Source organism: Gardnerella sp. 26-12 (assembly GCF_001660745.1).
Lineage (GTDB): Bacteria > Actinomycetota > Actinomycetes > Actinomycetales > Bifidobacteriaceae > Bifidobacterium > Bifidobacterium swidsinskii.
Genome location: NZ_LWSR01000021.1, coordinates 1 through 19,138 on the forward strand (window position 1 = coordinate 1; position 19,138 = coordinate 19,138).

Below are 19,138 nucleotides of genomic sequence, written 5' to 3' on the forward strand. Positions count from 1 at the left end.
GTACTTTCTCAGTAAAACAAAATAATTAACAAATAATTCTCATAAAGCTTTTATCCACATTGCTTTTTTCTACTAACGAAGGTCACGTATCACACATATAGTTGAGGTTATGCCTACATTCACACGCGAAGAAATTGAGCATTTGGGCGTTCTATCCCAGATTGCGCTTAGCGACGAAGAAATCAGTCGCTTGCAAGGCGAATTAAACGTCATTGCAGAATCTATTAACAAAGTGCAGGAAGTTGCTGGCGAAGATGTGCCACCTACTGCAAATCCAGTACCTCTTGAAGCGTATTTGCGCCCAGACGAGCCTGCTACGCCATTGACTCAAGAAGAAGCGCTTTCTGGCGCTCCTAGAAGTGAGTCTGGCATGTTTGTAGCACCTCGAATTTTGGGGGAGGAATAAACATGACTAATACTCAAGATTTAGTAAAGCTTTCTGCTGCCGATATGGCAAAAGCTGTAAAAGCTAAAGAAGTTTCTAGCCGCGAGCTTGTTGAAGCTCACTTGGCAGTAATCGAAGCAGCCGAGCCAGAAATCAAAGCATTCTTGCATGTTTCTGCAGATGTTGCACTTGAACAAGCAGATGCCTTTGATAAAAAGAATGCTAATGGCGAAGCTGAAGGCTTACCTGAGCTTGCAGGCGTTCCAATTGCCATTAAAGACATGATTGTTACTAAGGGCATTCCTACTACTGCAGCCTCTAAGATCCTCGAAGGCTGGGTTCCACCTTACGATGCTACTGTTATTGAAAAGCTCAAAGCAGCTGGCATGCCAATTCTCGGCAAGACTAATTTGGATGAGTTTGCTCAAGGTTCTTCTACAGAACATTCTGCTTATCAAACTACTTGCAATCCTTGGGATACTGAGCGTGTTCCTGGTGGTTCCGGCGGCGGTTCAGCTGCAGCTGTTGCTGCATTCGAAGCTCCTATTGCTTTGGGTACAGATACTGGTGGTTCTATTCGCCAGCCAGGTGCTTTAACTGGTACAGTCGGCGCAAAGCCAACTTACGGTGGTGTTAGCCGTTTTGGTGCAATCGCTATGGCAAGCTCTCTCGACCAGATTGGACCTGTTTCTCGTACCGTTCTTGATTCTGCGCTTTTGCAGGAAATTATCGGCGGTAACGATAGGCGCGATTCTACTTCTATTCCAGCTCCTGTTCCTCCAATGGCTCAAGCTGCTCGTGAGGGCGCTCGCCGTGATTTGAAGGGCTTGAAGGTTGGTTTAGTTAAGGAGCTTAGCGGTGAAGGCTTCCAGCCAGGCGTTGAAGCACGCTTTAATGAAGCTGTGCAATTGCTTAAGGATATGGGCGCAGATGTTACGGAAGTTTCCTGCCCTCACTTCCCTTACTCTTTGGCTGCTTATTACATTATTATGCCTTCAGAAGTTAGCTCTAATTTGGCTCGCTACGACGGTATGCGCTACGGTTTGCGCGTCATGCCACCAGCAGACAAGCCTCAGACTGCTGCAAATATGATGGCTGCAACTCGTGAAGCTGGTTTCGGTGACGAAGTAAAGCGTCGTATTATTCTCGGCACTTACGCACTTTCCGCTGGCTACTACGATGCTTGGTATGGTTCTGCGCAAAAAGTTCGTACGCTTATTATTCGCGATTTCGAAGAAGCGTTTAAGAAAGTAGATGTTCTTGTTTCTCCAACAAGCCCTACAACGGCATTTAAGTTTGGCGAGAAGATGGATGATCCACTTTCTATGTACATGAACGATATTGCTACAATTCCTGCAAACATGGCTGGAGTTCCTGCTTTGAGCCTCCCAGCTGGCTTAAGCGACGACGGTTTGCCTGTTGGCATTCAGATTATTGCTCCGCAATGCCACGATGAAAAGATGTACAAGCCTGCAGCAGCGTTGGAAGCAGCGCTCGAAGAGCAGTGGGGCGGTCCAATTTGGAAGTCGCTTAAAGCTGGTTGGCTCGATTCATTGGCTAAGTAAAGTGAAGTAAAGCTTAAGTAAGAAGGATATCTAATGGCTGAAAAACTTATGAAATATGCCGATGCTGTTGAGCAATTCGATCCAGTATTCGGTTTGGAAACTCACGTTGAGCTTTGCACTCGTACGAAGCTGTTCTGCCCAGCAGAAGTATCTTTTGGCGGTGAGCCAAATACTCAGCTAACTCCTGTAAGCCTTGGTTTGCCAGGCTCTTTGCCAGTTGTAAACAAGACTGCAGTTGATTATGCAATTAAGCTTGGTTTGGCTTTACATTGCGAAATTGCTGAGTGGAGCCAGTTCGCTCGTAAGAACTACTTCTACCCAGATATGCCTCGCGATTATCAGATCTCCCAGTACGATAAGCCTACTAATGGCAACGGTTACTTGGATGTTGAGCTGGAAGACGGCACCGTGTTCCGTGTGCCGATTGAACGTGCTCACATTGAGGATGATGCTGGTAAGAATACTCACGTTGGCGGCGCTGACGGCCGTATTGAAGGCGCAAATCACTCTTTGGTTGATTACAATCGTGCAGGTGTGCCTTTAATCGAGATTGTAACTAAGCCAATCGAAGGTGCAGGTAGCCGCGCTCCAGAAATTGCTGGTGCTTATATGCGTGCTATTCGCGATATTGTTCGCGCTCTCAACATCTCTCACGCTCGTATGGAGCAGGGCAATATGCGTGCTGACGTGAACGTTTCGCTCCGTCGCAAGCCAACCGATCCATTTGGTACGCGTTCAGAAACTAAGAATGTGAACACATTCCGCGGTATTGAAAAGACGCTGCAATATGAGATTCGTCGTCAGGCTGCTATTTTGAGCGAAGGCGGCGAGATTTTGCAGGAAACTCGTCACTGGGATGAGGCAACTCAGACCACTGCTGGTGGTCGTGTGAAGTCGGATGCTGACGATTATCGCTACTTCCCAGATCCTGATTTGGTTATGCTTCACATCACTAAAGAGCATATTGAGCGAATGAAGGCGCAAATGCCGGAAATGCCTCGTGAGCGCCGTAACCGTTTGCAAAGCGAATGGGGTATTAGCGATCTTGAAATGCGCGATATTTTGAACGCAGATGCTCTTGATTTGGTTGAAGAAACCGTTAAGGCTGGCGCAAGTGCGGCAGGTGCTAAGAAGTGGTGGCTTGGTGAGCTTGCTCGCGAAGCAAACACTCGTGGCGTGACTTTGGAAGAATTGCCTATTACTCCGCAAGATGTGGCTGAAGTTGAAAAGCTAATTGCAGACGGCAATCTTAACGATAAGCTCGCTAAGCAAACTGTTGCATGCGTTTTGGCTGGCGAGGGTAAGCCTGATGAAGTTGTTAAGAAGCACGGATTTAAGGTTATGAACGACGACGGTGCTTTGGAAGCTGCTGTTGACGCTGCTCTTGCTGCTGATCCTGAAGTTGCAGAAAAGCTTAAGGCTGGAAATATGAAGCCGATGGGTGCAATTATTGGTGCTGTTATGCGTGCAACTAAAGGTCAGGCTGATGCTAAGGCTGTTACTAAGATTGTGATGGCAAAAATCAAAGGCTGAAAAGTGCCGTAAAGGCTGAAAAATTTAATATTTGATAACGCTAATGTATAAACGTAAAAGCGTAATCAATATTCAAAAGTAAGTGCTGCGTACTTGCTGCATACTCAAATCAGATTTGTTTGTGTAGCAGGTGCGCAGAATTTACTATTTATCAACATTGCGAGGCATTTTTCGTCTTCTGGATTATCATATATTATGCGATGTGAGAATTATGCGAAGGGCTTAATTTTCAAAGGCACAATACAAGTAGGTGACTATGCAACAAACCAATGATGGTGTTATTAACTCTCGCGAGTTACCAAAATCTATAGTAATTCCTCAAATTCGTGGAGAGATGGCGCACCTTCGTCCAGCTACGTGCGATGATTTTCAAAGAATGGATGATTTGTGCGCATTTGATGGTGCTGCAGTTATTACTGGAAAGGATGCTAATTCAGAGCGTTCTATGGTTCATTCGTGGGTTGAAAGCTCTATGCAATGGACTAAAGATAGTCTTATTGGCGAAAATCCTTCTGAATCTTGTCGTTTTGCTGGCGATGTTCAGTTGCGTCACACTATTGCGTGGGCGATTGTTCCTGATGTTTTGGATGATTCAAATAACGCTTCCGGCGATATTATCGGCATGATTTTCCTTATAGATATTGACGGATGGTCTCGCAGTGCTCGAATTCAAGTTGTTTTAGGCAAAAATTATCGAGGAAGAGGCTATTCGCGCGACGCAATGCCTAGGGTTATGACTTATGCTTTTGCATCAGAGCCGACTGGTCTAGGGTTGCATAGAATTTGGGTAGGAGTTCCGGCAACTAATACTCGCTCACTTTCTGTATATCAATCTCTTGGATTTGTAAAAACCGGCACTGCGCGCGACGCATTATGGGATGCTCAAAATCAAAAATATCAAGATTTTGTTGTAATGGACACTCTTGTAGATGAATATGATGCCATTCGTTCGCTGGATGCGTTTGGTCTACACGTTATTGAAGAAAATCCTGGTGTAATCGAAGCTTTGAGCGCGCATGAACATTCTGTGGCTATACCTGTGCATCGTGATAATCTTGATGAAGCATGGCCGTACAATGCAAACGTCTCTGAAGGAAGTTCATCAAAAAAAGCTTGGTGGCGCATTATAGGTCGTGGACGCAAACGTAATACGGAAGGTAAGTAATGAGCGCCGAAGATCTCGACAACTATGAAACCGATGCAGAACTTGCGTTATATAAAGAATACCGTGATGTTATTAAGCTTTTTACTTATGTCGTAGAAACAGAGCGACGATTTTATTTAGCCAATAAAGTCGATTTTAATGTGCGTTCAGCAGGTCAGGATGTTTATTTTGATGTTCAACTTACAGACGCTTGGGTATGGGATGTTTACCGCCCTTCGCGTTTTGTTAAAAATGTCCGAATAGTAACTTTTAAAGATGTAAATGTTGAAGAAGTACAGAAAACAGACATTGACATTCCTGAATCTATCGCGTGATGCGCGTATGCTCAATAAGGATATATAGAAATTGCTTACCTAGCACGCAAAGTGTTTTCGTAAAAATTTGATGTATTAAGATGGAGGACAAGTGACGGATACACAATCCCCAAAGGAATCTGTGGTAATTATTGGTGGTGGTCCGGCAGGGTTGACGGCAGCCTGGGAACTCGTTAAGGATGGCGGATCCAGCCGCTACGACGTAACAGTACTCGAAGCCACGCGTGAATTTGGCGGCATTTCGCGTACTGTGAAGTATAACGGCAATCGTATGGATATTGGCGGTCATCGTTTCTTCTCAAAAGATGACCGTATTATGCAGTGGTGGCGTGAAATGCTGCCTCTCCAGGGTGCGCCTTCATATGATGATAAAAAGCTTGGTCGTCATCATGATTTGGAAGCAGGTGGACCTGATCCTGAAGTTGAAGATGAAGTGATGTTGAAGCGTCATCGCGTTTCTCGTATTTTCTGGAATCATCATTTCTTTGATTATCCAATTTCTCTTTCTGCAGCAACCTTGCGTTCTATGGGCTTTATTTTGACAATGAAGGTTGGTTTCAGCTATTTGTGGTCTATGATTCACAAGTTGCCAGAAACTAATCTTGAGAATTTCTACATTAATCGTTTCGGCAAGAAACTTTATTCCATGTTCTTTGAGGGCTATACAGAGAAGCTTTGGGGTAGGCATCCAAGCCAAATTTCTGCCGATTGGGGTGCTCAGCGCGTTAAGGGCTTGAGCATTGTGGAAGTGTTGAAGAACGCTTTTTCCAAGCTTTTCCCTAAGAAAAAAGGCAAGGAAAAGGAAGTAGAAACCTCATTAATTGAGGAATTCTGGTATCCAAAGCTTGGTCCTGGTCAGTTGTGGGAAACGGTTGAGCGTCGTTGCCGCGAAAACGGTGCTACTGTGCGCACAGACGCAAAGGTAGTTGCTATTAAGCAAGCAGACGGAAAGATTTCCAGTGTTGTAGTTGAAGATGCAAATGGAGAGCGTTCAGAATTGCACGCCGACCAGTTTATATCTTCTATGCCAATTAAGGATTTGGTAGCTGCTCTTGAGCAGGGTGCAAATGGTGACGAAAAGGCTGAAGTTCCAGCAGAAATGCAACGCGTTGCCAAAGGTTTACCTTATCGCGATTTTGTGACTGTAGGCTTGCTTGTTAAGCGCGTGCGTCTGCGTAATACTACCACTATTCCAACGCTTGGTAATCCTCCTATTGTTCCTGATTGCTGGATTTACGTGCAGGATCCTGGATATAAAGTCGGACGTTTGCAAATCTTCAACAACTGGAGCCCATATCTCGTTAAGGATGTTGATAACACTGTTTGGATTGGTCTTGAGTACTTCTGCGACGAAGGTGACGACTTCTGGAATATGAGTGATGATGATGCTCGCAAGATGGCTATTGACGAGTTGACTCGTATGCAGGTTATCAATGGTGAGGAAGACGTTCTTGATTCTCACCGTGAGCGAGTTCCAAAGGCATATCCTGCTTACTTTGACACATATGCTCAGATGCCTGAATTGATTGATTATCTTGATGGCTTTGGTAATTTGTATTGCGTTGGTCGTAATGGACAGCATCGTTATAATAACCAAGATCATTCAATGGCAACTGCTATTGAGGCTGTAGAAGATATCCGAACTGGAGAAACTTCTAAGAAGAACGTGTGGTCTGTTAATACTGAAAAGTCGTATCACGAAAAGAAGTAGTAATTAATTCTCGTATAAATTTGAGCGTTTGATTTTAAAGCGCAAATAATTTAGCGATATAGCGTCAATAATACTGGGTGTTACCCAGGTTATTGGCGCTTTTTGTTTATGTGCGTAGCTCTTTAAAAGCTTTATAGAAATTGCAATAAAATACTAAATACTATGGCGCGTCGCATTGTACAGCGTCGTATAGCTGTAGTAGCATACATAATGTTCGTTGTTATGTACATATGAATTGTTATGAAATAGCAGCGAGTTCGTGACGGATTTTTCCGTAATCTTCCATGTAAAGACTTGCCGAGTCTCTATTCCGTGCGAGTTAAGGAAAGGTAAAATTGTGGCAACAGGCCAGAATCTTGAAAAAATGAAGCTTTCAGAATTGAAAGATCTTGCGAAACAAATGGGTTTGCGCGGTACATCTACAATGCGTAAGCCTGAGTTGGTGGCTACACTGACGGCTGCTCGTAATGGGGGAGAAGCGCCTGCAGGTGTAAGTGTTCGTGTTCCTCGTGATGTTGTGAATGCTAATAAAACTGCAGATACTAGTACAGATATAGAAGATGTTAGGTCATCGAAAGACAATAGTGATTTAGAAGCGTTAGAAGTTTTGGTTCCCAATGCTGCTTCAGATCGTCGATATAGAGACGAAGAAGATTTTGGGAATAAAAATTATCGACGCGATGCGAATCGTAATAATACATTCCAGCGTCGTCGTTCCTCAGAAGATCGTAATGATAATCGCGATCGTAGAGAAGATGGGATGGATTCGCATGAGTTGGATCAAATTTTGGCAACATTACCTGGTGAAGATTCTCACGCAGAGGGTGAGCAGCGTCGTCAGCGTGTAGCTTCTCGTGACTTTGATAGAGAAGAACAGCAAAATCGTGCTGATCGTTTCCAGCGTCGTATGCGCGGTCGTGCGCGTGATTACGATGAGTCTCGTTCAGATTATTCAGATCGACAGAATCGTTCAGAACGCATGGATCGAGTAGAACGTGACGATCGTGATGAACGTCGTGCTGAGCGTGGAGAACGTCAAGATCGTAATGTTCGTCTTGATCGTGATGCGCGTGATGCACGTGACTCTCGTGAAGAACATGATTTACGCGAGACTCGCCGTGAAGAGTCTCAGGAAGAGCTCGTACCAGTAGCTGGAATTGTTGATGTCTTAGAATCTTACGCATTTGTGCGCACTTCTGGTTATTTGCCTGGTCCTAACGATGTGTATGTTTCAATGAGCCAAATTAAAAAATATGGTTTACGCAAGGGTGATGCAGTTCAAGGCTCCATTCGTGCTCCTCGCGAGGGTGATCGCAGGAATCAGCGTCAGAAGTTTGTTCCGTTGCAAACTGTTAATAGCATTAATGGCATGAGCGTTGAAGAAGCTCAGTCTCGACCGCAATTTGCTAAGTTGACGCCGTTATATCCGCAGGAGCGTTTAAAGCAAGAAACTACTCCTAATCGCATGTTGGGACGTGTCATTGATTTAGTTGCTCCAATTGGTAAAGGTCAGCGCGGTTTGATTGTGTCGCCACCAAAGGCTGGTAAAACTATTACTCTTCAGAATATTGCGAATGCAATTACTACAAATAATCCTGAAGTGCATCTTATGGTTGTGCTTGTCGATGAGCGTCCAGAAGAAGTTACCGATATGGAACGCACTGTGCAAGGCGAAGTGATTTCTTCTACATTCGATCGTCCTGCAACGGATCACACTACTGTCGCTGAGCTTGCTATTGAGCGTGCTAAGCGTTTGGTTGAGCTTGGTCAGGATGTTGTGGTTTTGCTTGATTCTATGACTCGTTTAGCTAGAGCCTACAATATTGCTGCTCCTACTTCTGGTCGTATTCTTTCCGGTGGTGTTGATGCTCAGGCGTTGTACCCACCAAAGAAGTTCTTCGGTGCTGCTCGAAATATTGAAGATGGCGGCTCTTTGACTATTATTTCTTCTGCATTGGTTGAAACCGGCTCTAAGATGGATGAAGTAATCTTCGAAGAGTTTAAGGGCACTGGAAATATGGAATTGCGCTTGAGTAGAGATTTGGCTGATAAGCGTCTCTTCCCAGCAGTAGATATTAATGCCTCTGGAACTCGTCGTGAGGAGTTAATTACTCCAGCTGCAGATTTGCCAGTTATTTATCGTTTGCGCCGTCTCTTTGGTGGTCTTGAGGCAGAGCAAGCGTATCAGACTTTGATTCCTCGATTGAAGAAAACTGCTTCAAACCGTGATTTCTTAGCTGCTATAACTCAACAAACTGGCACTGCTACGAATAATTCTTCTTCTACGACTATTGCGTAGTTCTTATTTCGTAAGGAATTAAAATTATTGCCCTTTGGATTATCTATCAAGGGGCAATAATTTTATTTACTATCAATAAAAATCGCATATTTGCAAGAAATCTGCTTTAAACCCAAGAGTCTGGTTCAATTCCTTGCGGTCCCACGAATTCTCCATTTGGCACATAACTTGGTTCTCCTGTATCTTCTAAAACAGCGTCAGCAAACATTGAAACTTGGTTTCCAAATGTCCAATCTCCCCTAATAGTTACTGATTTTGCAGCAGCTAAAGCTGGAACAGAATATGGGAATCTTTCGTTGAAATCATTGATGTTTTTGTAATAACGTGGATCCAAATCAATATCAGGAAATATATAGTTACCATCTTCCATTTCATATGAATCAGTAAGATGGAATCTATCTGATCGCATAATAAATAAGTCATTGGTTGTTTTAACAGGCAAGAAACGCATGCGATCAACTTCTACGCAAATTGCGTCATCGAAAAGTGAAGCTATTGCTCCCATTGCTGTTTCCAATTGCACTACCGGAGTGCTGCTTTCGTCAGTTGGGTCAACAGTTTTGTGATTAAAAATAACAGGCAAAGGCAAAATCCCTTTGTGCTCTTTTAACTTTTTTTCTAGAGCATCTACACGAACCCAAATATTATTTGTGTTGAAGTATGGATGTTTTTTAATGCTTTGTGCGCTTCTACGATCCTCAGGATGAACCTGTGTCATTTCTCGTAGCATTAGTCTTCCTGTTTTCGCGTCCCTAACAATGTGACCGCCCTTACGATCTGCTTGAGTTCGCTTCGCAACCTCAATCATGATAGGTGCGCCAGTATTTTCAAAATGTTGAGCAAGAGTGCGCGACGGTCTAGCACCTAAATTGTCAGAATTTGAAATAAACAAATACTCAATTCCATTTTCTTTAAGAGTATGCAATAAATCAGATTCCCACAGAGTTGAAAAAATATCGCCGTGACCTGGAGGACACCATTCAAGAGATCGATCTTCCTTGTGAGAAACCGGTTCTCCAGTTTCCTCTGCTAATTTTGGTTCTTGATGTTGAATAATTTCTACAGGAATATTGTCTTGCACAAACTTGCGATTGCGTTTTAGTACTTGCAAAGTATCATGAGACGTGCGGAAAGAATTCATGAAAATAAGCGGAAGATTAACTCCTAATCGCTGACGAGCTGTAAGAACTTGTCCAATAATAATATCAATAAAGCGCATTTGGCGAGCTTTATGCCTACGAACTGGTAGTAAAGATTTTGCGCAAGACAAGCCCATAGATGTTCCCAAACCGCCATTTAATTTAATAAAAGCAGTTTTTGCGAATGCGTTAACAGCTTTGTCGTGATCAATAGTTTCGTAAATTTCGTGGAAAGTTGGAACGCTTTTAATAGGCTCAACCGTGCTCTCGCGAATAAACTCCGCAGACTTATCCCCTGATTTATCTAAATTCCAAGCATTATATAAGTGTTTAAATTGTTCAATAGCAATTTCGCTCATGCCTTGTTCGCGCATCTTTGCAGCGGACAACTCAAACGCGTCATCCATGTAAAAGCCTCCTCGTATGCATGTGACCTTAATAGTTTAGCGATTTGTGCGTTGCTGCGCAAATATTGCTTTTAACGGTTATTTTGAAATACTATTATGATTCTACCAAAGTTAGAAATTGCAAGATAGAAAATAATAAGCGCAGCCAATAATAAATACCGACTGCGCTTATGAGAAAATTTGCTACTAAACACCACTAAATATGAAATTTAGTTATTTTCTGCATTGTTGTCATCATTTTCTTCCGGTTCATCGCCAGTTTTTAGATGATGCTCGTCGTAGCCTTGCAAGTAACGAGTGTGGCGCCAATGGTGAATAGAAGCGTTCGTACCGCGATGATGTACGTGATACTTACGTGGAGTACCGCCATAAGGAAGCTCTTTAACTTCGCTAGCAACTGCCATTTGGTTCACATTAGAAGGATCCATAATAGCAATTGGAGCAACAGGCTCTGGTTCTGTTGGAGCGGCAGTTCGATTCTTCAAGTGCGATGGCAACCATTGTGCAAACCAAGACAATGCCAAGCAAATAAGGAAATATATTACTGCTGCAACGCTTAATGTTTGCAAAATATTAAAGTACATTGATCCGAGTCTGCGCGATTCCTGAAGCAAATCAGTGTACATAATAATTGAACCAAGTGCAGTATCCTTCAAAACAACTACAAGCTGAGTTACTGCTGCAGGCATCATAGCAATAATTGCCTGAGGCATTTCAATTTGTGTCAATGATTGGTACTCGCTCAATCCTAATGCAAGTGAAGCTTCTCTTTGACCGTTTGGCAAGTTGCCAACACCTGATCTAACAAGTTCTGCAACAACAGAGCCGTTATACATAATCAGTGCCAAAACAACAGCCCAGTATGATGATTCTTTCATACCAGAAAGTGCGAATGCTCTCCACAAGAAAATCATAAGCATCAATACTGGTACTGCGCGGCAAAATTCTACTACTATTGCGGAAATACTACGAATAATAAAATTAGGTAGTAAACGGCAAAGTCCGAAGAATAAGCCAAATACAATAGAACCAACTACTGCAAGTAACGATGCTTTTAGTGTCATCCATAATCCAGGAAGATAAAAATCAACCCAGGCCTCAGATTCGAGTGCAGGATTCCAAAGCGTCCAAGAAAGTTGGTTTTCTCCCTCTGGAGGATTGCTCAAACGAACGAGAATAGCAATAATGCAAATAACAAAAATGCAACCGGCAATAATATTAGCTATGCGAATTTTCTTAAGAGCTTTTGGACCTGGAGTATCGAATAATAATGATTGTTCACGTTGTTTAGCCATTGTTATCACCTTCTCACAGCAAGTTTATTTGACAAATAAGTAGTCAAAATGCCGATAGGAATGATGAGCATAATGTATCCGCAAGCGAAAATTAAGAAGATTGGAACAATCAAATCTGCATGTTTCTCAATCATTTCGCTCATCATTGTTGAAGTCTCAGTGGCAACTGATGCTGCAGCAGCAACTGTAGAATTTTTAAGCAAAGCAATAAATGTATTACCTAATGGTGCTACTGAACCGCAGAAAGTTTGTGGAAGAATTACTTGTGTTGCAGATTGGAAGAAATTTAATCCAAGGGCGCGGCAAGCTTCTGCTTGACCAACAGGTACGGTATTAAGACCAGATCTCAAAGATTCGCAAACAAATGCTGCAGTATAAAGCGACAATCCAGCAACTGCCAGCCAGAAGAAATTCACTTCAAAAATTGAGGAGAATCCTATCTTAAGCTGAGCGTAAACGCCTAAAACCATGAAAACCATAATGATGGTAAGTGGCATGTTTTTAAACAATTCAACATAAACTGTAGCAATCATGCGTAATGATGAAACAGGGCAAATGCGCATAGTAACAAGAATTACGCCAATAATTGATGAAAAAAGTACACTCCATAAAGTTATTTCAATATTAACCAAGAATGCTCCTGGAATATTGTAGGAGGTAAATAGCTGCATAAAATCTTGCATATTACTTCTCTCCTTCTTGAGGAATTGGCGGATTATACTTTGCGTTCGGCTTAAAGCCAGTGCCTCGTAAATTGTCGTCTAGAGCTCTTTTCCATGATCCGTTACGAATCATGTCTTTTAAGGCTGCATTAATTTTCTTAGCTAAGCCTGTATTTCCTTTTTTAATACCAATTCCGTAATATTCTGCGGTAAATGGCTTGCCTACAAGCTTTAAACGACCTCGAGAAGCGGTTGCTAAACCAGCAAGAATAATGTCGTCGGTAGTTACAGCATCTACAATTCCTGAGAATAATGCAGTTGCACATTCTGCATAACCAGGCTGTTGCATAAGCTGTACCTTTGAAGAGTAACGCTCCTTAATAGCAATTGCAGATGTTGAGCCTGAAACTGAGCATAAACGCTTTCCGTCCAAATCATTTGGACCGCTTACTTTATGCTCATCTTTTCGAATTAGCAAATCCTGACCGGCAATAAAGTAAGGTCCTGCAAACGAAACCATTTTCTTGCGAGCGTCAGTAATGGAATATGTTGCAACAATCATATCTACATCACCGTTTTGAAGCATTGTTTCACGCTGTTTAGATGGTGATTCTTTCCATACGATTTGATCTTCTGAATAGCCGAGCTTTTTGGCAACGTACTTAGCAACATCAACGTCAAATCCAACGTAAGTTCCTGATTTTTTGAAACCCATACCAGGCTGATCGAATTTAATACCAATGCGTATGACTTTTTTACCATCGCTACGATCGCAAGCTGTAAGCGGCATAACGCAGCATACGGTACAAAGCATCGCTAGTATCGCACGAAAAATGCGATTTTGTAATATTTTCATATCTTTTCCCTTCGTAAGAACTGTTTTAAAGTTTCAGAATTTTTACTGAAAGATAAAACAAAAAAGCAGATTAATGCGTAAGAATCTTGGAAAGGAAATCTTTTGCACGATCAGTTTTTGGATGTTCAAAGAATTCTTCAGGAGTGCCTTGTTCAAGAATTTGACCATCTGCCATAAATACAATTCTGTCAGCTGCCTTGCGTGCAAATCCCATTTCGTGGGTAACACAAATCATAGTCATGCCTTCTTTTGCAAGCTCAACCATGACATCAAGAACTTCATTGACCATTTCCGGATCTAGTGCAGATGTAGGCTCGTCAAAAAGCATAACTTTTGGCTGCATAGCAAGAGCTCGAGCAATTGCAACACGCTGCTGCTGGCCGCCGGAAAGTTGTGAAGGCATTTTGTTTGCTTGATTATCAACTCCGACTCGAGTGAGCAATTCCATAGCAAGAGATTCAGCACTTTGCTGATCCATATGGCGCACTTTCATTGGGGCAAGAGTAACATTTTCCAAAATAGTCTTGTTAGCGAAAAGATTAAAGGACTGGAATACCATACCAACTTCTGCTCGCAAAGCTGCAAGTTCTTTTCCTTCTTGAGGAAGTGGCTCACCGTCAATACGTATGTCACCTGAATCAATAGTTTCGAGACGGTTAATTGTGCGACACATTGTCGATTTACCAGAACCAGATGGACCGATAATAACTAGTACTTCGCCTTTGTTAACGGTCAGATTGATGTCTTTAAGCACATGAAGTTTTCCATAATGCTTTTGACATGACTTAGTTCTACGAGGGGATTTGCCGCTTTTTGCACTGAAATAGTGCGATTAGTCATATCCTCGGCGTTTGGATTTGACATTGATACTTGCTTATCCATAACAAGAAGTTTAGCTAATCTGTGTTACGGCTATTTATCACTATCGTTACGTTTTGTAACTCTTACGTTACAAAAAAGCCGTTGATTGTGATTATAAAATCAACAATCAACGGCTTATCAATAACATTTTTTACAAGTATTTTTATTTACTCGTCTTCTTCTGGATCGTAATCAACACCAGTTTCAGCACGCTGCTCGTCAGAAATTGGAGCAGGAGCGCCGGTTAGAGGATCTCGACCGCCGCCAGCCTTAGGGAATGCAATTACGTCGCGGATTGAGCTTGCGCCTGCCAAAATTGCAGCAGTACGATCCCAACCCAAAGCAATACCGGCGTGAGGTGGAGCACCATACTTGAAAGCTTCAAGCAAGAAGCCGAACTTTTCGTCAGCTTCAGCCTTATCGATTCCAAGAACATTAAGCACACGATCTTGAATATCGTCGCGGTGGATACGAACGGATCCGCCGCCCATTTCATTACCGTTGCACACGATATCGTAAGAATCGCTCATAGCGTGCTCTGGATCTTTATCAAACTTATCAATCCAATCAGCAGATGGCATTGTAAACGGATGGTGCATAGAAGTCCACTTTGAGTGGCCAACGGCAACGTCGTCATCATCTGGATCATCAGTGCGCTTAAATAGTGGGAAGTCAACAACCCAAGTGAAAGCAAACTCATCTGGGTGAAGCAATCCTGCGCGGCTAGCAAGTTCAACGCGCACTGCGCCGAGCAAAAGCTGCGAAGACTCGCGAGAACCTGCTGCGAAGAACACTGCATCGCCATCTTCTGCTCCAACAGCTTCCTTAAGACCTGCGCGCTCTTCTTCACTAAGATTCTTAGCAACAGGACCCTTTAACTCGCCATCTTCACCAAACACAACGTAAGCCAATCCCTTAGCTCCACGCTGCTTAGCCCAATCCTGCCAAGCGTCAAATTGGCGACGAGGAGTTGCAGCACCGCCCTTAAAGAGCACAGCGCCAACGTATGAAGCTTGGAACACGCGGAATGGAGTGTTCTTAAAGTAGTCAGTCAACTCAATAAGTGGGTTTCCAAAACGCAAATCAGGCTTATCGGAACCATACTTATCCATTGCTTCCTGCCAAGTAATACGAGGCAAAGGAAGAGTAATCTCGTGACCAGCTTCCTTCCAAATAGCAGCAATAACGCGCTCTGCCATAGCCATAACATCTTCCTGGCTTGCAAAGCTCATTTCCATATCAAGCTGAGTGAACTCAGGCTGACGATCTGCACGGAAGTCTTCGTCGCGATAGCAACGAGCAAGCTGATAGTAGCGCTCGACGCCAGAAACCATGAGCAACTGCTTTAGAAGCTGAGGAGACTGTGGAAGTGCGTACCAAGAGCCTGGAACCAATCGTGCTGGAACAACGAAGTCGCGAGCACCTTCAGGAGTTGACTTAATGAAAGTTGGTGTTTCAACTTCAGTAAAGTTCATGTCTTCCAAAGCATGGCGGGCAGCCTTAGCCATATCAGAGCGAAGCTTCAAATTGCGCTGCATAGATGGGCGACGCAAATCAAGGTAACGATACTTCAAACGAACATCTTCGCTTGGAAGCTTGTTCTCGGACTCGTTTTCCAAAGCTGTTGAAACCTGGAATGGCAAAGCGTCTGACTTTGCGAGAATAGTAACAGTTTCTGCAACAATCTCAATTTTACCGGTTGCTAAATGATTGTTTTCGTTGCCATCTGGACGCAAGCGAACTTCGCCGGTCACTTGCACAACGAATTCACTACGCAATGGTCGTGCAGTTTCTTCATCGTAAATAACAACTTGCACTAAGCCTGTGTTATCACGGACATCAACAAAGGCAACTCCACCATGATCGCGGCGACGATCAACCCAACCAGCGATGGTTACTTTTTGCCCGACTAATTCTTCAGTCACTTCAACGGCATGATGTGTGCGATACGCCGTCTGGCTCATAAGTCCACTTCCTCTACAATCTAATTGATATATTCATTTGTTTCTATTGACATGATTTTGCGCACAATATTCAAGCAAATTTGCAAGACATTATTTAGCGCAAGAAACTGTCTGCCGGGCATAAACAGTATCCGGTTGCCAAGACGTGGCATCCGCGGTTTCCTGTTCGCCAGTAATAATATTTTTTACTTCATCGTGAGATGACTCTGATTCAGTGCTATCAGCAGGGAACCACACATAAGGAATGCCGAGCTTGTCAGCATATTTTATTTGCTTACCAAGCTTTGCTGCGCTAGGAGCAACATCTGCTGCAATGCCTCGATCTCGTAAAGTTTTAGCAATAGCATTGCATGCAGGACGATCTTCTTCATTCCACACTGCAACAAGTACTGCAGCAGGAGAAACTCGAGAAACAGTAGCACCTGCAGTGTGAAGCATATAAGAAAGCAGTCGAGACATGCCGATTGAAAGTCCTACGCCTGGATACTTCTTCTTGCCTTGTGAAACTAAATTATCGTAACGACCGCCAGAGCAAATTGAACCAAGAGATTCTGCGTTGTCAAGGAAAGTTTCGTAAACAGAACCAGTATAGTAGTCAAGTCCACGAGCAATCTTCAAATCAGCAACAACAGCGCCTGGGCGGATACGTGCTGCTTCGTCTACAATCATCGCAAGAGTTTCAACACCTTGAGAAGCTAAAACGTAAGACTCGTTATCATCACTTCGAGAAATATTATGCTTATCGCATAATTCGTCGAAACGAGACTTCAACTCATCTCCTGTTTCGGCAGTAAGTTCAGCTAATTCTAAGCATGCATCAGCTTGAGAAGCCGTAGCGCCGCATTCTTTTACCAAAAGCTTAGATACTTCTTCAGCACCAATTTTGTCTAGCTTATCGATTTCTCGAAGAACTCCCTCAATATCGCTTAATCCAATACCGCGATAAAAACCTTCAGAAAGCTTTCGATTGTTAGCATGAACAGTTGCCTTAGGAAGACCAAACTTACGTAAACGTTCAAGAGCTTCAACCATAACAAGTGGAAGTTCAACTTCGTAGTGTGAAGGTAATTCGCCATTTCCTACTACATCGATATCTGCTTGAACAAACTCACGGAAACGACCTTCTTGTGGACGCTCCCCTCGCCAAACTTTTTGCATTTGCCAGCGCTTAAATGGGAACGTCAAATCACCAGTATGCTCAACGACGTAACGGCTGAGCGGAACTGTTAAATCGAAATGTAAACCAATGCGTTCTTCTACAGGAGTGTCGGATTCGTGACCAACTTCTTGTAAACGCGACAATAAATAAATTTCTTTACTGGTTTCGCCTTTTTTTAATAAGCTTGAACCCTGTTCTACTGCACGTGTTTCAATTCCAATAAAACCGTTGAGTTCAAACACTTCTCTTAGTGTGTCAATTACTTGCTGTTCAACAGCGCGTTCACTAGGAAGCCATTCAGGGAAACCCGATATTGATGAGCCTTGTACCATGTCCACTATAATAGGTGGTGTTGCGGAAAAATCATGGCTTACCGTCATACTTATTCGTAACAATGTTACCGTGCATCTGCTGTAAGGAGTCGTCCCGTGACCGAACAGACTAAACCTGAAGAAACTACTAAAACTACTACCGCGCCAAAGCCAGTTGCTCCATCTCCAGCAAGCTTCGCGCATAAGACTCGTGTTGTTGCTCAAGCACCAACCATTTCTTATAGTGAAGAGGATATTAAAGCCGCAAAAACCTTTGGCCGTGTTGATGAAAATGGCACTGTTTACGTTACTGAAAACGGTGCTGAGCGTGAGGTTGGTCAATACTCCACTGGCACTCCTGAAGAAGCGTTGACTTTCTATATTCATCGTTATCTTGATTTGAAGATTAAGCTTGATCTTTTCGCTAAGCGCTTGGAAGCTTCCAATGTAAAAGCAAAAGAAATTGACGAAACGCTTAATACTTTGAAAGCTGAATTGGAAAATCCTGCTGCCGTAGGCGATATTGCTGCTTTACGTGCGCGACACGCCGAATTGGCTGCAAAAGGTAATGAAAAGAAGGAAGCAATCTCTAAAGCTCGAAAAGAAGCTCTAGAAAAAGCTTTGAAAGAACGTACAAATATTGTAGAACGTGCAGAATCGTTAGTAGCACAAATGAATGAATCTACAAACTGGCGTGAATTAAACGATAAGTTACGTGCTTTATTTGACGAATGGCAGGAGCATCAGCGTACTACTATTCACTTAAATAAGTCTGATGCCGATGCTTTGTGGCAGCGTTTTTCAAAGGCTCGTTCTGCGTTCTCTCAGGCTCGCAATTCTTGGGTTAAAGAACGTGAGCATGTGCGTAATACTGCTAAGCAGCTTAAGGAAGCTATTATTGCAGAAGCTGAAAGCTTAAAAGATTCAAAAGATTGGCGTGAAACTTCTATGAAGTTCAATGCTTTGATGGATCGTTGGAAGAAAGCTGGCAATGCTGGTCGTCAGCACGATGATGCTTTGTGGGCTAAGTTCCGCGAAGCTGCTGATGCTTTCTATCATGCTCGTCAAAATGACCGTGAAAAGGTTAATGCTGGAGAACACGAAAATCTTGCTAAGAAGGAAGCTTTGCTCGTAAAAGCAGAGGCTTTGTTGCCAGTAGAAAATGAAGAAGCTGCTAAGAAGGCTCGTAAGGCTTTGTCTCAGATTCAGGAAGAATGGGATGCTATTGGTTTCGTTCCTCGTGAAGATATGCGTCGTATTGAGTCTCGCTTGAACGACGTTGATAAAAAGATTAAGGCTGTTGAAGACGCTGCTTGGCGTGAGGCTGATCCTGAAGCTAATGCTCGTAAATCCAGTTTTGCTTTACAGTTGGAAGCGCAACTCGAAGAGCTTAACGCTGCTATTGCTAAGGAAACCGATAATAAGCGTAAAGCTAAGTTGGAAGCTGAAAAGGCTACTAAAGAGCAGTGGCTTAACGCTGTTAAGTAAATTAGTTTTATAACTAATTAAAAG

14 protein-coding genes and 1 pseudogene are annotated in these 19,138 nt (G+C 43.1%); 8 read left to right on the plus strand and 7 right to left on the minus strand.

Annotated elements, in window-relative coordinates:
- Positions 1-109 precede the first annotated feature (109 nt).
- The 7 genes from gatC (at position 110) to rho (ending at position 8,972) form a co-directional block, all read left to right on the plus strand.
- On the plus strand, positions 110-406 hold the full coding sequence (gene gatC, locus A5295_RS02140) for an Asp-tRNA(Asn)/Glu-tRNA(Gln) amidotransferase subunit GatC (protein ID WP_004114131.1): 297 nt from the start codon (positions 110-112) through the stop codon (positions 404-406).
- A 2-nt stretch (positions 407-408) separates the two neighbouring features.
- The gene (gene gatA / locus A5295_RS02145; protein ID WP_064621581.1) at positions 409-1,950 is read left to right on the plus strand and encodes an Asp-tRNA(Asn)/Glu-tRNA(Gln) amidotransferase subunit GatA; all 1,542 of its coding nucleotides are present in this window, start codon (positions 409-411) and stop codon (positions 1,948-1,950) included.
- 33 nt (positions 1,951-1,983) lie between these two features.
- Positions 1,984-3,483, plus strand: coding sequence for an Asp-tRNA(Asn)/Glu-tRNA(Gln) amidotransferase subunit GatB (gene gatB / locus A5295_RS02150; protein WP_064340578.1), 1,500 nt, complete (start codon positions 1,984-1,986; stop codon positions 3,481-3,483).
- Positions 3,484-3,739: 256 nt separating this feature from the next.
- Positions 3,740-4,648, plus strand: coding sequence for a GNAT family N-acetyltransferase (locus A5295_RS02155; RefSeq protein WP_064340577.1), 909 nt, complete (start codon positions 3,740-3,742; stop codon positions 4,646-4,648).
- Positions 4,648-4,962, plus strand: coding sequence for a DUF2469 domain-containing protein (locus A5295_RS02160; protein WP_004105898.1), 315 nt, complete (start codon positions 4,648-4,650; stop codon positions 4,960-4,962). Before A5295_RS02155 ends, A5295_RS02160 begins: the two co-directional genes overlap by 1 nt.
- 91 nt (positions 4,963-5,053) lie before the next feature.
- Positions 5,054-6,673 carry an NAD(P)/FAD-dependent oxidoreductase gene (locus A5295_RS02165; protein WP_012913735.1) on the plus strand — a complete coding sequence of 540 codons (1,620 nt, stop codon included), beginning with the start codon at positions 5,054-5,056 and terminating at the stop codon, positions 6,671-6,673.
- 337 nt (positions 6,674-7,010) lie between these two features.
- The gene (gene rho, locus A5295_RS02170; RefSeq protein ID WP_064621582.1) at positions 7,011-8,972 is read left to right on the plus strand and encodes a transcription termination factor Rho; all 1,962 of its coding nucleotides are present in this window, start codon (positions 7,011-7,013) and stop codon (positions 8,970-8,972) included.
- Between the two features lie 106 nt (positions 8,973-9,078).
- Here rho and A5295_RS02175 read toward each other — a convergent pair whose 3' ends face one another.
- The 7 genes and pseudogenes from A5295_RS02175 to hisS all read right to left on the minus strand — a co-directional run bounded on the left by A5295_RS02175 (position 9,079) and on the right by hisS (position 17,647).
- Complete coding sequence (locus A5295_RS02175) at positions 9,079-10,518, minus strand: UTP--glucose-1-phosphate uridylyltransferase (RefSeq protein ID WP_064621583.1); 1,440 nt, start codon at positions 10,516-10,518, stop codon at positions 9,079-9,081.
- Positions 10,519-10,727: 209 nt separating this feature from the next.
- Positions 10,728-11,813 (minus strand): amino acid ABC transporter permease, encoded by a 1,086-nt coding sequence (locus A5295_RS02180; protein ID WP_064621584.1) that lies wholly within the window; start codon positions 11,811-11,813, stop codon positions 10,728-10,730.
- A gap of 5 nt (positions 11,814-11,818) precedes the next feature.
- Positions 11,819-12,496 (minus strand): ABC transporter permease subunit, encoded by a 678-nt coding sequence (locus A5295_RS02185; protein WP_004108938.1) that lies wholly within the window; start codon positions 12,494-12,496, stop codon positions 11,819-11,821.
- 1 nt (position 12,497) lies between these two features.
- Positions 12,498-13,331, minus strand: coding sequence for a glutamate ABC transporter substrate-binding protein (locus tag A5295_RS02190; RefSeq protein ID WP_033888434.1), 834 nt, complete (start codon positions 13,329-13,331; stop codon positions 12,498-12,500).
- Between the two features lie 70 nt (positions 13,332-13,401).
- Positions 13,402-14,171 (minus strand): annotated as a pseudogene (locus A5295_RS02195) (amino acid ABC transporter ATP-binding protein).
- 188 nt (positions 14,172-14,359) lie between these two features.
- A complete protein-coding gene (aspS, locus tag A5295_RS02200; RefSeq protein WP_064621585.1) occupies positions 14,360-16,156 on the minus strand; it encodes an aspartate--tRNA ligase in 1,797 nt (598 codons plus the stop codon).
- Between the two features lie 90 nt (positions 16,157-16,246).
- Complete coding sequence (gene hisS, locus A5295_RS02205; protein WP_004108947.1) at positions 16,247-17,647, minus strand: histidine--tRNA ligase; 1,401 nt, start codon at positions 17,645-17,647, stop codon at positions 16,247-16,249.
- Positions 17,648-17,743: 96 nt separating this feature from the next.
- Between hisS and A5295_RS02210 the strand changes: the two genes are divergently transcribed.
- Positions 17,744-19,114 (plus strand): DUF349 domain-containing protein, encoded by a 1,371-nt coding sequence (locus A5295_RS02210; protein WP_064621586.1) that lies wholly within the window; start codon positions 17,744-17,746, stop codon positions 19,112-19,114.
- Positions 19,115-19,138 lie beyond the last annotated feature (24 nt).